General features: G+C 64.5%; 10 protein-coding genes. 4 read left to right on the top strand and 6 right to left on the bottom strand.

Annotated features, from left to right (window positions below; genetic code table 11):
* The first annotated feature begins 69 nt into the window (after positions 1-69).
* Positions 70-3,555 (top strand): PAS domain S-box protein, encoded by a 3,486-nt coding sequence (locus tag HB675_RS25260; RefSeq protein WP_213881894.1) that lies wholly within the window; start codon positions 70-72, stop codon positions 3,553-3,555.
* A gap of 202 nt (positions 3,556-3,757) precedes the next feature.
* Positions 3,758-4,060: a YgdI/YgdR family lipoprotein gene (locus HB675_RS25255; protein ID WP_213881893.1), complete on the top strand. Its 303-nt coding sequence runs from the start codon at positions 3,758-3,760 to the stop codon at positions 4,058-4,060.
* 60 nt (positions 4,061-4,120) lie between these two features.
* Here HB675_RS25255 and HB675_RS25250 read toward each other — a convergent pair whose 3' ends face one another.
* The 3 genes from HB675_RS25250 to HB675_RS25240 all read right to left on the bottom strand — a co-directional run bounded on the left by HB675_RS25250 (position 4,121) and on the right by HB675_RS25240 (position 6,577).
* A complete protein-coding gene (locus tag HB675_RS25250) occupies positions 4,121-4,369 on the bottom strand; it encodes a CsbD family protein (protein ID WP_213881892.1) in 249 nt (82 codons plus the stop codon).
* A 218-nt stretch (positions 4,370-4,587) separates the two neighbouring features.
* Positions 4,588-6,315, bottom strand: a complete 1,728-nt coding sequence (locus HB675_RS25245; protein WP_213881891.1) for a cytochrome c biogenesis protein DipZ — start codon at positions 6,313-6,315, stop codon at positions 4,588-4,590.
* Between the two features lie 112 nt (positions 6,316-6,427).
* On the bottom strand, positions 6,428-6,577 hold the full coding sequence (locus HB675_RS25240) for a hypothetical protein (protein ID WP_213881919.1): 150 nt from the start codon (positions 6,575-6,577) through the stop codon (positions 6,428-6,430).
* A gap of 72 nt (positions 6,578-6,649) precedes the next feature.
* Between HB675_RS25240 and HB675_RS25235 the strand changes: the two genes are divergently transcribed.
* Positions 6,650-6,943 (top strand): hypothetical protein, encoded by a 294-nt coding sequence (locus HB675_RS25235; RefSeq protein WP_213881890.1) that lies wholly within the window; start codon positions 6,650-6,652, stop codon positions 6,941-6,943.
* A 116-nt stretch (positions 6,944-7,059) separates the two neighbouring features.
* Here the strand turns inward: HB675_RS25235 and HB675_RS25230 are convergent, their stop codons facing one another.
* Genes HB675_RS25230 through HB675_RS25220 form a run of 3 tightly spaced genes read right to left on the bottom strand, consistent with a single transcriptional unit; the run spans position 7,060 to position 12,272 of the window.
* Entirely contained in the window at positions 7,060-8,901 is a 1,842-nt protein-coding gene (locus tag HB675_RS25230) for a glycoside hydrolase family 15 protein (RefSeq protein WP_213881889.1), read from the bottom strand.
* Positions 8,894-9,694: a glucose 1-dehydrogenase gene (locus HB675_RS25225; protein ID WP_213881888.1), complete on the bottom strand. Its 801-nt coding sequence runs from the start codon at positions 9,692-9,694 to the stop codon at positions 8,894-8,896. Before HB675_RS25225 ends, HB675_RS25230 begins: the two co-directional genes overlap by 8 nt.
* 58 nt (positions 9,695-9,752) lie before the next feature.
* On the bottom strand, positions 9,753-12,272 hold the full coding sequence (locus tag HB675_RS25220) for an excinuclease ABC subunit UvrA (RefSeq protein WP_213881887.1): 2,520 nt from the start codon (positions 12,270-12,272) through the stop codon (positions 9,753-9,755).
* A gap of 117 nt (positions 12,273-12,389) precedes the next feature.
* On the opposite strand from HB675_RS25220, the gene HB675_RS25215 reads away from it, so the two are divergent.
* Entirely contained in the window at positions 12,390-13,574 is a 1,185-nt protein-coding gene (locus tag HB675_RS25215) for an MFS transporter (protein WP_213881886.1), read from the top strand.
* Positions 13,575-13,599: the final 25 nt, after the last annotated feature.

The following is a 13,599-nucleotide window of genomic DNA, read 5'->3' as shown; positions in this document are numbered from 1 at the left end:
CCACGCCTCTGCGCACGTCGGCATCACCTATACTCCGCCCATTCGCCCCCCTTTGCGGCCAGCCCTATTTTGATCAAAGTCACCGCTGCCCTCACCCATTTGCGCCTTCATGCGCCCTGGGCTTTGTTGACCTTGGCCGCCGGTGTCCTGGTCAGCACAGTGGGTACGGTGCAGACCTGGCGCGACAACCAGCAAGCGGTCACCAGTGCCTTCGCCCAGGAAGCCAACCGTGTGGCCGATGCGGCGCTGGCGCGGGTCAACGTCTATCAATATGGCTTGCGCGGCGCTGCCGGCGCTGTGCACGCCGCCGGGGTGGAGGTGATCACTCGCCAGCAATTCCATGACTACGTTGCCGCCCGTGACCTCGGCACCGAGTTTCCCGGCGCCCGGGGCTTCGGCGTGGTGCGCAGAATCCGCGAGCAGGACATCGAGGTGTTTACCGCCCGGGCCCGCGCCGACCATCAGCCGGACTATACCGTGCACAGCTTTGGTGCCCATCACGGTGATCTGCTGGTAGTCCAGTATGTCGAGCCCCAAGCCCTGAACAGCCAGGCGCTGGGCCTGGACCTGGGCTCGGAAGTCCACCGACGCAAGGCCGCCCTCGACTCGACGATTCTCGGCGAGGCACAACTGACTGCCCCCATTACCCTGGTCCAGGACAGCGTCAAGTTCGCGCAGTCGTTCCTTATGCTGCGGCCCCTCTATCAAAGCACCGACGTCCCGCCGACACCCCAGGCACGCATCGCCACGTCGGTGGGGTGGACCTTCGTGCCGCTGGTCATGAGTGATGTGCTGCACGGTCTGCAAGTCGATCCGCAGCGGGTCTACCTGGAGTTTGCCGACATCACCGAACGCGATCAGCCGATGCTGTTCTATGCCGGCCCCGGCGCTCAGCCCACCGACCCCAAGGCCTCCCGCTACGAGATCGAACGGCTGGTGTTCGGCCGTGTCTGGCGCATGCGGTTCACGGCAGGGCCGCACTTCGCCGGCAGCGTGCGGCAGACGTCCATCGGCTGGGTGTTCGGCCTCGGCGTGCTGTCGAGCCTGTTGCTGGCGGTGCTGGTGCAGTTGCTCAAGGTCAGCCGGCGCCGCCAACAGCAGGTGATCGCTCAACAGGCGCGCTTGGCCGCCATCGTCGAAAGCTCGGCCGATGCCATCATCAGCATGGACCTGCGCGGCATCGTGGTCAGTTGGAACCTGGGCGCCATGCGGCTGTTTGGCTACACCAGCGCCGAAGCGATGGGACGCCCGCTCTGTGACTTGATCACCCCCGAGAGCGACCTTCTGGAACAGCAGCACAGCCTGGAGCGGGTGGCTCGCGGCGAAGTGGTCAGTGGCTTGCACCGGGTTCGCCGGCGCAATGACGGCCAGCATCTGGATGTGTCGGTAACGTTGTCGCCGATCCATGCGCCCGAGGGCGGCGTCATCGGCGTGTCCAAGACTGTGCGCGACATCTCCGAACAGAAAGCCGCCGAGGCCCGAATCATCGAGCTCAACCAGAATCTCGAAGCCCAGGTCATGCAGCGCACCCAGGAACTCACCCAGCTCAACCACCTGTTCGAAAGCATTCTGGGGGCGGCCACCGACGTGGCCATCGTTGCCACCGACGTCAACGGTCTGACCCAGGTGTTCAACACCGGCGCCGAGCAGATGTTCGGCTACCGGGCGGCGGAGGTCATCGGCATCCACACCCCGCAGTTGTGGCATGAGCCAGAGGAGTTGGCCGCCATCAACGCCTCCATCTCCGAACGCTTCCACCGCCCGCTCGCGGGCGTGCAGGGTTTCATCCAGAGCTCGATGGAGCCCGGCCAGGCGCAACACTATCAGTGCACCATGGTGCGCAAGAACGGCGAGCGGGTTTCGGTGCAACTGGTGGTGACGGCGATCCGCGAGCCATCGGGGACCTTGACCGGCTTTCTCGGCATTGCCATCGACGTGACCGCCCAGCGCCAGCTGGAGCTGAGCCTGAAGCTGGCCAAGGAAGAAGCCGACTCCGCCAACCGTGCCAAGTCGGTATTCCTGGCCAACATGAGCCATGAAATCCGCACCCCCATGAACGCGGTGCTGGGCATGCTGCACCTGGTCTTGCAGACCAATCTGAGCCTGGGCCAGCATGACTTCATCACCAAGGCGCAGACCGCCGCGCGGCTGCTGCTGGGGTTACTCAACGACATCCTCGACTACTCCAAGATCGAGGCCGGCAAGCTGCACATCGAAGCCCTGCCCTTCGAGATCGACGTGCTTTTGCAGGACCTGGCCGTGGTGATGGCGGGCAACCAGACCAACAGCGCGGTGGAAGTGATCTTCGATGTCGATCCGCAACTGCCGGCGGTGGTGATCGGCGATCGCCTGCGCCTGCAGCAGGTGCTGATCAACCTGTCGGGCAATGCCTTGAAGTTCACCAGTGTCGGTCAAGTGATCCTGAGCATCACCCAGCTGCGGCGTAGCGCAACTGACATCACCCTGCGTTTCGCCGTGGTCGACAGCGGAATCGGCATGAACGCCGAACAGCTGCGGCGGATTTTCGAGGGCTTCGTCCAGGCTGAAATCTCCATCACACGGCGCTTCGGCGGCACCGGGCTGGGCTTGCTGATCTGCCGCCGCCTGACCCGCATGATGGGCGGCGAACTCAACGTGCAGAGCGAGCTGCACGTGGGCAGCCGGTTCTGGTTCGACATCACCCTGGGGGTCAGCGACCAGCCTCCCGAGCTGCTGGCCCAGCAGCTGATAGCCACGCCCAAGCGCCTGAACGTGCTGGTGGTGGACGACAACGCCGTCAGCGCCGAAATTCTGCTGCGCACCTTGCAGGGGCTGGGCTGGAACGCTGAACACGCCAGTACCGCCGACGAGGCTTTCGCCGCGGTCAGCCACAGCCTGAACCCAGGGCCACCGTTCGACGTCGTGCTGATGGACTGGCGCATGCCAGACACCGACGGGCTAAGCGCGGCGACCCAGCTCAAACAGCGCAGCGATCTGCAACCTTCGCCGCCGGTGGTGATGATCAGCGCCTACGGCCAGGAGATGCTGGCCCAAGAGCGCCAGAGCGCCGAGCTGCCGTATGTGGGGATGCTCAACAAGCCGGCCACGGTCAGCCAGTTGTCCCGCACCCTGACCGACGCCGCGCGGGGCCTGACCATGGCCCTGCAGGACACTCGCGTCCCCGCCGCGCCCATCACCCGCCGCCTGCTGGGCCGGCGCCTGTTGTTGGTGGAAGACAATAAGGTCAACCAGTTGGTGGCGTCGGCCATGCTCCGCTCGGAGGGTGCAGAGGTGGAAGTGGCCGGTGGCGGCGTCGAAGGCGTCCATGCGGTGATGGCTTCCAGCGTGCCCTATGATGCCGTGCTCATGGACGTGCAGATGCCCGATATAGACGGTTTCGAGGCAACGCGACGCATTCGCGCCCAGCCTCGGTTCGCGCGGCTACCGATCGTCGCGATGACGGCCAACGTGACCGAGAACGACAGGCGAGAATGTTTCTCGGCCGGGATGAACGAGCACGTCGGCAAGCCGATCGAGCTGGATAGACTTGTGGGGATCTTGCTCGATCTGCTGTGATCTTCCGAGCAGAAAAACATGACCCGTAAGTCACCTGCCAGGGGGATCCAATTCGCTAGACCAGGATCCAATCCTTCGCAACCGCCACCTGTCGGGTGATGGCATGGGGCCAGTGATTTTTTATTTTCCTTTGATATTCTGGACCCCGCCCGAGATCGCATCCTGCGCAGTCTTCTCAAGGCGTCAAACACCCGGAGTCCTCATGAATAATTACAACTCACTGGCAAACGACCGCCAGTCCATGGATGAGGCCAACGCGTCTGGATCGATGCACACGTCTTTTACCCGCTTCAAGCGTCAAGGCGCAGGTGCCCTGCTGGTCGCGCTCTGCCTGTTCGCTGCCAGCGGTTGCTCCAGCAACTACGTCATCCACACGGTCGACGGCAAGGCCTACAACACCCAGGGCGCGCCAGAACTGACCAATGGTGGCTACTCGTTTACCGATGCCCAAGGCGAACACCGGGAGCTGATGCTGTCCCAGGTGTCTCAGGTGGTCAAACCCTGAGCCCGTCTTGAAATGACAAAACCCCGCACTTGGCGGGGTTTTGTCATTTCAGCGCCAGACTCAGCGGCGCAGCAGGCGGCTGATCAGGATGCCGATACCGGCGCCGATGGCCAGGGCGGCAATCGGGTTTTCCTTGACGAAGCTGGTTACCCCATCCAGTGCGTCACCGTAGGTTTCTTTCAGCTGACCGGCCGCTTCATGGCCCGCGCCTTCGGCTTCTACCGCCGGATCACCGACCAGTTTGCCCAGCGCGCCCTGCGCCTTGCCGGCGACTTTTTCTGCAATGCCTTCCACTTGTTCGGTTTTCATGGTGTTCCCCTAATGGTTTCGGTGTCCGGCGCGCGGCCCGGATGAGGTCGGGCGCTAGCGTTCAATGGTGCCGGTACTGATGACTTAGGGGGCTTGCGCGAACAAATAGTTCCGTCAGGTGTGTGCGATGGGCTCGCCCGCCAGGCCGCCAATAATCAAACGCGTCGCCGTCTCCAACGCCGCGTCGAAGTCAAAGATAAATAGCCATGGATCGGTGATCAGCCGAAAGTAAACGCGTAAGCCCGCACACCCGGATCGAGAAACTCGATGGTGAAGGTGTGATCACTCACACTGCCCTGCTGGCGAATCAGCTGGTACAGGCGCTGCTCGCTGACCGTGCCACTGCCATCGGGGGCGACGTCGGTGCCGTGGGCTGCGCCCGGTGCCTGGCCATCGATGGTCACGCGAAAGCGCACCGGCTTGCCGTCTTCGCCCGGGCCCAGCACCAGATGCAGGTCGCGGGCGTGGAAACGGTAGGTGATCTTGCCCCCGGCCGCCTTCAAGGTCGCCTGCTCGCCACCGACCAGCCACTGCCCCTGCAGGCCCCATTGGTTGAGTGAAGGTTGGGCCGGCAACTGGTAGTCGGCTGTTTTGTCGGCGCTGAGTTCAGGGCTGGAGGCGAAGTTCTCTGCGCGCTGATAGCCCACATAGGTTTCCGGTGACTGCATGTCACCGGCATCCATGCCAGCCTGCACGCCACTGGCATTGGCGTCCACCAGGCGGGTGGGGACATCTTTGTGCCCGGCTTCGCGCAGCAACTGCTGGATCACTTTTTCCGACTCGGCATAGCCGCCTTCGCCGAAATGGTGATAACGGATATGCCCCTGGGCATCGGCGAAATAGTGGGCCGGCCAGTACTGGTTATCAAAGGCACGCCAGATCTTGAAATCGTTGTCGATGGCCACCGGGTAGGTCACCCCGAGCTTCTTCATGGCGGCGGTGACATTGTCCACGTTCTGCTCGAAAGCAAATTCGGGGGAATGCACGCCGATCACCACCAGGCCCTTATCGCGGTATTTTTGCGCCCAGGCGGTGACGTAAGGCAAGGTGCGCAGGCAATTGATGCAGGAGTAGGTCCAAAAATCCACCAGCACCACTTTGCCGCGCAGGGCTTCGGCGCTCAGGGGCGGCGAGTTGAGCCACTGCACTGCACCGGCAAGGCTGGGCAACTCGCCTTCGATGGGCAGCTTGCTGGTGTCGGCAGGGGCCGCGCTGGCGGCCTTGGCGCCAATGACCCGGTCTACCAGATTCTGCTCCAGGCCACCGGTGGAGGCAGTGGAAACCTGTGCCAGAATCCCCGTGTCCAACCCGGAAGCGATGGCCAACACGCCCAGTAACATCGCCGCGCCCAGTACCCGGCGCACCCATTCTCCCGCGCCAATCGAACGCTTCATGGCGGCGAACACCTTGCCCCCCAGCAACAGCGCCACCGCCAGTGAGGTGGCAGCACCGGCCGCGTAGGCCAGCAACAGCAAGGTACTCCCGATGCTTGCGCCTTGCAGCGCGGCGCCGGTCAGCACCAGCCCCAGGATCGGCCCGGCGCACGGCGCCCACAGCAGGCCTGTGGCGACGCCGATCAGGAACGAGGCGCCAGGACGCGGACGGCTGTCATTGCCGGCGGCCTCGGACAGGCGACTGCCCATCGCCACCAGTGGCCGGGTCAGGCGGTCGGCCAGGCGCGGGAACAACAGGGTCAGGCCGAACAGCGCCACGAACACCAGCGCCAGCCAGCGGCCGTATTGGTTGAGCTGCACCACCCAGGCCCCGCCCACCGCAGCCAGCGAGGCCACCAGGGCGAAGGTGATGGCCATGCCCGCGAGCAACGGCAGGCCGCTGCGTACGAACGGCTGGCCGGTACGCGCGAAAACAAAGGGCAACACAGGCAGGATGCACGGGCTGACGATGGTCAGCACGCCCCCCAGGTAGGCAAGGATGAGTAGCAGCATGATCGGTGGGCCTTGTTCTGAAACATCGGATTTGTGAGGTGCTGACAGGCTATCGATGGCGCAATCCGGAAGTCCTCACAAGGTTCTAAACATTTCGTGATAGGTCCACGGCTCACAGCAGCACGCCGTCCACGGCGTGAACCAGCCGATGCTGCCCACCCGACAGGAAGGCCAGGAAGATCGCCAGCGTCATCCCCCACAAGGTAAAGGGCGTGGCCGTCAGCGCCACCTTGAACTCCAGCAGCGTACCGGGGATCGGCACCGGGTTGCCGCTCCACCCCCATTCGCTATATCGTTGACTATATAGCGATCTTGGACAGACCGGAACACGCCCATGAGCGACAGAACCTATCCGTATACTGCCTGGCTGCTGACACGCAACTTCCAGCCCCTGGAAATCGAACTGGTAGCGCCGGGTTATGGCACCAGTACCCGCGAGCGGACGCAGTCGGGCCGTAATTACGAACTGAGCGAGTTGTTTGCTTCCAGGGAGGCGGCAATCGCCTGTGGCGAGGAGCGCCTGGCGCTGTTGTCCGCGGAGCTGGCCAAGCGTCAGGCCAGCCTGGATAAACGCCGGGTGGCGTTATTGCGGCACAAGCAAGCTTGGTCAGACGGCGTTTCGGGGTGACTCCATCGTGGACACGCCTTGCTCCCACCCAGTCATTCCGTGATTGTCAGGTTCACCCTTCTGGGAGCAGGGCTTGCCCGAGATGCAGGCGACGCGGCCAATCAGGCAGAGCCCATTCATGGCTGCCACTGCGTCGCCTTGCCGCTGAGCTTGCGATCGAGAAAACTCGCCGCACTGATCAACGCCAGGTGGCTCAACGCCTGTGGTGTGTTGCCCAGATGCCGACCATGGCGGTCGAACTCCTCGGCGTATAACCCCAACGGGCTGGCATAGCGCAGCAACTGGGTGAATTCCAGATGCGCCTGCTCGATACGCCCGGCCCGGGCCAGGCATTCGATGTACCAGAAAGAACAGGCGGTAAAGGCCCCCTCCTCGCCTTCCAGGCCATCGCTGTTGACCCCATCGTTACGGTAGCGATAGACCATGCCGTCGCGCACCAGCTCGCGCTCGATGGTGGCCAGGGTGGCCAGCCAGCGCGGGTCGCTGGCGCCAACAAAGCGTACCAACGGCATCAGCAACATGGCGCCGTCCACTTCCTGGCTGCCCAGGCTCTGGACGAAATGCCCGGCCTCCTTGTCCCAGAAATGTTCCCAGATATCGTCGTGAATCGCCTGCCGCTGCGCGTCCCAACGGGCGAACGGTGCCGGCAGCGAGCGCTTGTTGGCCAGGCGCAGGGCGCGGTCCAATGCGACCCAGCACATTAGCCGCGAGTGCAGGAAATGCCGGCCTTCGCCACGAATCTCCCAGATGCCCACGTCCTTTTCCTGCCAGTGCTCACACACCCGGTCCACCAGCGTGGTGACGTGCTGCCAGCCTTCATGGGAAATCGCCTCACCGTACTTGTTGGCCAGGTAGACCGCATCCATCAGCTCGCCGTAAATGTCGAGTTGGTGCTGTTTGTACGCGCCGTTGCCGATGCGCACCGGCTTGGAGTCGGCAAAGCCGCGGAAATGATCGAGGTTGAACTCGGGCAATTCTTCACGGCCATCCAGGCTGTAGACGATGCCCAACTGGGCCTTTTCCTCGCAGCAATCACCTACCCGGCCGCGCACCCAGCGCACGAATTCATTGGCCTCGGTGGTGTAACCCAGGCGCATGAAGGCGTAGACCGTGAACGAGCCGTCGCGAATCCAGGTGTAGCGGTAGTCCCAGTTGCGTTCGCCGCCACGGGTTTCCGGCAGGCCGTAAGTGGCTGCGGCCACGACGCCGCCGTGCTTGCGCGAGGTCAGCAACTTGAGCGCCAGAGAGGAGCGGGTCACCTCTTCGCGCCAGCGCCCGCGGTAATTGGATTGGCCTACCCAGCGCCGCCAGAAAGCAATGGTGTCCTGCAGGCACTGATCACCCTGGCCAGCGCGTACCAGCGGGTCTTCGCTGCCACCGAGGATGAACTCGGCGCTCTGGCCTTCTTCCAGGCGAAAGCAGGCATGGGCAGTGGCGTCCTTGACCTGTAGGGGCTGGTTCGAGGCAAGGCGCAGCGTCGGCTGATCATCGGCTTCGAACCAGACGTCATCGCCGTCCAGCCCCGCGCGGGTGACGGCGCGGTGGTAGTCGTGGCGCACCCGGCAGCGCATGTCGATGTCGGCGCTGCCGTTGACCATCACGATGCGCCGCACCAGCCGGGGCAGATCATCGACCTCGACACCGATGGGCATCAGATCCGTGACTTCGACTACGGCGCTCTCGCTGATCCAGCGGGTCAGCAGGATGTTGGTGTCCGGCAGGTAGACCTGCAGGCGGCGCGCATCGGAGAGTTGCGGCGCCAGTTGAAAGATCCCGGCCTGGGGGGTGTCCAGCAAGGCACTGAACAGCGAAGGGCTGTCGAAGTCCGGCCAGCAGAAGAAATCCACGCTGCCGGTATCGGCGATCAGCGCGGCGCTGCGCATGTCGCCGATGATCCCGTGGGCCTCGATGGGGCTTTGGGCTTCATGCTCGAACGAATCGGTATGCGGCTCAGCCATTATTTCTGAACTCCGGGTACAGGCTCATACCGCCATCAATGAACAAGGTGGTGCCGTGGACGTAGTCGGACGCATCGCTGGCCAGCCACACCACTGCATTGGCGACGTCTTCGGCCTCGCCGATGCGACCATAGGGAATCAACTCAAGCAATTTGCGCTCGGCGTCGCCTTGGGTGTTGGCCGCGTTGATCGCCGTGCGGATCGCTCCGGGGGCAATGGAGTTGACCCGGATGTGCTGTTCGCCCACTTCCTGGGCGACGCTGCGCATCAGCAGGTCGACCCCGCCCTTGGAGGCGGCGTAGTTGGCGTGCCCAGCCCACGGAATCAACTGGTGCACCGAGCTCATGTGGATGATCTTGCCCGTGGCCCGGGATACCCAGGGGCGAGGCCCTTGCTGGATGAACTGGCGCAGGGCCGCGCGCACGCAGAGAAACTGCCCGGTAAGGTTGACTTCCAGCACTGCGTTCCAGTCGGCCAAGGTCATATCGACCGTGGCCGCATCTTTTTGCAGGCCGGAATTGGCCAGCAGAATATCCAGCGCGCCAAAGGTGTCGATGACCTTGGCAAACAGCCGTTCGACATCGGCTTCCCGGGACACGTCGGCGCCCACGGCAATGGCTTTGCCACCGGCCTGGCGGATGTCCTCGGCCAGTTTTTCCGCCGGTTCGCCGTGGCGGTTGTAGTTGATGACGACGGCGGCACCGGCTTCGGCGAGGCCCTTGGCTGCCGCCGCGCCCAGCCCCGAGCTGGCCCCGGTGACCAGCGCTACTTGCTTGTCCAGTGAAATGTGCATGTGCGCAAGCGTCTCTGAAGGGGTCTATAGAGACTGACTGAGCGCGCACCCGAGAAGTTCAGAGGGGCTGGCCCGGCCCCTCCAGCACTGCCCGCAGGTAGGGTGCCGTGCGGCTGCTGGCCAGGCGCGCGACCGCCTCGGGCTGCCCGGCACCGACCACCTGGCCGCCCTCGTCGCCCGCCCCCGGACCGATGTCGATGACCCAGTCACACTGGGCCACCACGCGCATATCGTGCTCGACCACGATCACCGTGTTACCGGCCTGCACCAGGGTATCCAGCTGCACCAGCAACCGGTCGACATCGCTGGGGTGCAGGCCGGTGGTGGGTTCGTCCAGCACGTACAGGGTGGCGCCGCGCTGGCTGCGTTGCAGCTCGGTGGCCAGTTTGATCCGTTGCGCCTCGCCGCCGGAGAGCTCGGTGGCCGGCTGGCCAAGGCGCAGGTAGCCGAGGCCGATGTCCCGCAGCACCACCAGTGCCCGCAGTACCGCCGGTGTCTCGGCAAACACGGTGCAGGCCTGTTCCACGGTCAGGTCCAGCACTTGGGCGATGGTGCGGTCCTGCCACAGCACCTCCAGGGTCCGGGGGTTGTAACGCGCGCCGTGGCAGGTCTGGCACGGCGCGTAGACGCTGGGCATGAACAGCAACTCGACGCTGACAAACCCCTCGCCTTCGCAGCTCGGGCAACGGCCCTTGGCGACGTTGAAGGAAAACTGCCCCGCATCGAAACCCCGGTCTCGCGCCGCTTCGGTGGCGGCAAACAGCTTGCGCACGGCGTCGAACAGTCCGGTGTAGGTGGCCAGGTTCGAGCGCGGGGTGCGGCCAATGGGTTTCTGATCCACCTGCACCAGCCGCTGGACAACGTCCATGCCGTGGGTGATGCGCCCCGAGCGGGTCGCGGGGCGTTGTGCGGCGAGCATGTCCTCCTGCCCTTCGTCAGCGGCGCGCGCCTGGCCCAAGTGCTCACCCACCAGCTCCAGCAAAACTTGGCTGACCAGGCTGGACTTGCCCGAACCGGAGATGCCCGTCACCGCCGTGAACGCATGCAGCGGGAAGGCCACGTCGAGGTTGTCGAGGTTATTGCGGCTGACGTTGGCCAGCTTCAGCCAGTCCTTGATGGGGCGACGCCGGGGCGGGGGCGGCGTGCTGTCGGCGAACAGGTGGCGGCGGGTCTGGGATGCTTCGATCTCGCGCAAACCCGCTGGCGGACCGCTGTACAAGACCTGACCGCCGTGGGCGCCGGCGGCCGGGCCCACGTCTACCAGCCAGTCGGCGCGGCGCATGGTTTCCAGATCGTGCTCCACCACAAAGAGCGAGTTGCCGGCGGCCTTGAGCCTGGCCAAGGCATCGAACAGCGCCTCACCGTCGGCCGGATGCAAACCGGCCGATGGCTCGTCAAGCACATAGATCACGCCGAACAACTGGGAGTTGAGCTGGGTGGCCAGGCGCAGGCGCTGCAACTCGCCGGACGACAGCGTCGGCGTGCTGCGCTCCAGGGCCAGGTAACCCAGGCCCAGATCGGTGAGGACGGTGATGCGCACCAGCAACTCGGCCGCCAGCTGCTGACCGGCGCGACGCTTTTCTTCACTCAGGGACGGATCGCCCCGGCCTTCGGCAATCGGCTTCAACAGCTCGGCCACCTGGCGCAGCGGGCGTTGCGACAGCTCGCCGATGTCCAGCCCCGCAAAGGTCACGCTCAAGGCCTCGCGTTTGAGGCGCTTGCCCTCGCACAGCGGGCAGTCGGCACCGATCATGTACTGGCTGACGCGCTTTTTCATCAGTGCGCTCTGGGAGTGGGCGAAAGTGTGCAGCACATAGCGCCGGGCGCCGCTGAAGGTGCCCTGATAGCTGGGCTCCAGCTTGCGCTTGAGCGCTTCGCGGGTCTGCGCCGGGGTCAGGCCGGCGTACACCGGCACGGTGGGGGTTTCTTCAGTGAACAGAATCCAGTCGCGATCCTTTTGCGGCAGGTCGCGCCAGGGTGTGTCCACATCGAAGCCCAACGTCACGAGGATGTCGCGCTGGTTCTGACCCTGCCAGGCCAGCGGCCAGGAGGCCACGGCGCGTTCGCGAATGGTCAACGAATCGTCCGGCACCATGGTCTTTTCCGTGACCTCGAACACCCGGCCCAGACCATGGCACTGCACACACGCCCCTTGCGGGGTATTGGCAGAAAAGTCTTCGGCATACAGCAACGGCTGCCCCGGCGGGTAGTCACCGACCCGCGAATACAACATGCGCACCGGGCTGCCGAGCATGGTCACGCTGCCCACTGAAGAGCGCGTGCTGGGCGTGCCACGTTGCTGTTGCAGGGCCACGGCCGGCGGCAGACCTTCAATGCTGTCCACTGCGGGCACGCCCACCTGGTCCATCAACCGCCGGGCATAGGGCGCCACCGACTCCAGGTAGCGGCGCTGGGCCTCGGCGTACAGGGTGCCGAACGCCAGCGACGACTTGCCCGAACCGGACACCCCGGTGAACACCACCAGCGCATCCCGGGGGATGTCCACATCGATGTTCTTCAGATTGTGTTCACGGGCGCCGCGAACACGGACGTAGCCTTGGCTGGGGGTGGGCTTCATGGGCAGGTCTGGTAGTCCGATAGGGGAAGGGTTTTATAACTGACTGGAAGGGAGAGGCAAAGTTTGCGCGGATTGCGCTAGGATGGTTGTCATACAACTACAAGAGACGGATGGCCCATGACCCAAGCCCCTGCACCCAACGTCACTGCGCAAATCGTCTCGATTGTTCTCTACACCTTCATCGCCTTTTTCTGCATCGGCCTGCCCATCGCCGTGCTGCCGGGCTACGTCCATGACCAGCTGGGCTTCGGGCCGATGGTGGCCGGGGTGACCATCGCCTCCCAGTACCTGGCCACCCTGCTCAGCCGCCCCGGCGCCGGCAAGGCCGCCGACAGCATCGGCGCAAAGAAAGCCGTGGTGCTGGGCCTGGCAGGCATCGCTGTCAGTGGCGTGCTGACCTTGATTTCGACCCTGCTGCAAAGCCTCCCGTCCACCAGCCTGACCCTGCTGATCATCGCCCGGCTGGTGCTGGGTGCGTCCCAAGGGCTGATCGGGGTCAGCACGATCAGTTGGGGCATCGGCATGGTCGGTGCCGAGCAGACCGCGCGGGTCATCTCGTGGAATGGCATCGCTTCCTACGGCGCCATTGCCTTGGGCGCACCGCTGGGAGTGCTGATGGTGGGGGCCGGTGGCTTCGATACCCTGGGCATCGTGTTGACGCTGCTCGCTCTGCTGGCGCTATGGCTGATCCGCGACAAAGTCGCCGCCCCGGTGGTGCGGGGCGAACGGTTGCCTTTCTGGGCCGCCTTCGGCCGGGTGGCGCCGTTCGGGGTCAGCCTGACCCTGGCGTCCATTGGCTACGGCACCTTGACCACGTTCATCACCCTGTACTACCTGGACCGCGGCTGGAGCGGCGCGGCCTGGTGCCTGACCAGTTTCGGGCTGTGTTTCATTGTCTCGCGGTTGGTGTTCATCAATGCGATCAACCGCTTTGGCGGTTTTGCGGTAGCTATCAGTTGCATGGCCATGGAGACCGTCGGGCTGGTGTTGCTGTGGCTCGCGCCGTCGACCACGGCGGCGCTGATCGGTGCGGGGCTGGCGGGGTTCGGGCTGTCGCTGGTGTACCCGGCGCTGGGGGTGCTTGCGATCAGCCGTGTGCCTTCGGCCAGCCGAGGCGCCGGACTGGGCGCTTATGCGGTGTTTTTCGACCTGGCCCTGGCGATTGCGGGGCCGATGATGGGGGCCGTGGCGTTGCATCTCGGGTATGGGTGGATCTTTTTGCTGGCGTCGGTGCTGGCGTTGGTGGGGTTGGGGTTGACGTGGGTGTTGGGGCAGCGGCCCAGTGAGGCGCAGGCGCTGTAATCAACGGCATGCTCCGCTGCCGCTC

The organism is Pseudomonas sp. dw_358 (genome assembly GCF_018449655.1).
Classification (GTDB): domain Bacteria; phylum Pseudomonadota; class Gammaproteobacteria; order Pseudomonadales; family Pseudomonadaceae; genus Aquipseudomonas.
This window is presented reverse-complemented; position numbering and strand designations above follow the sequence as displayed.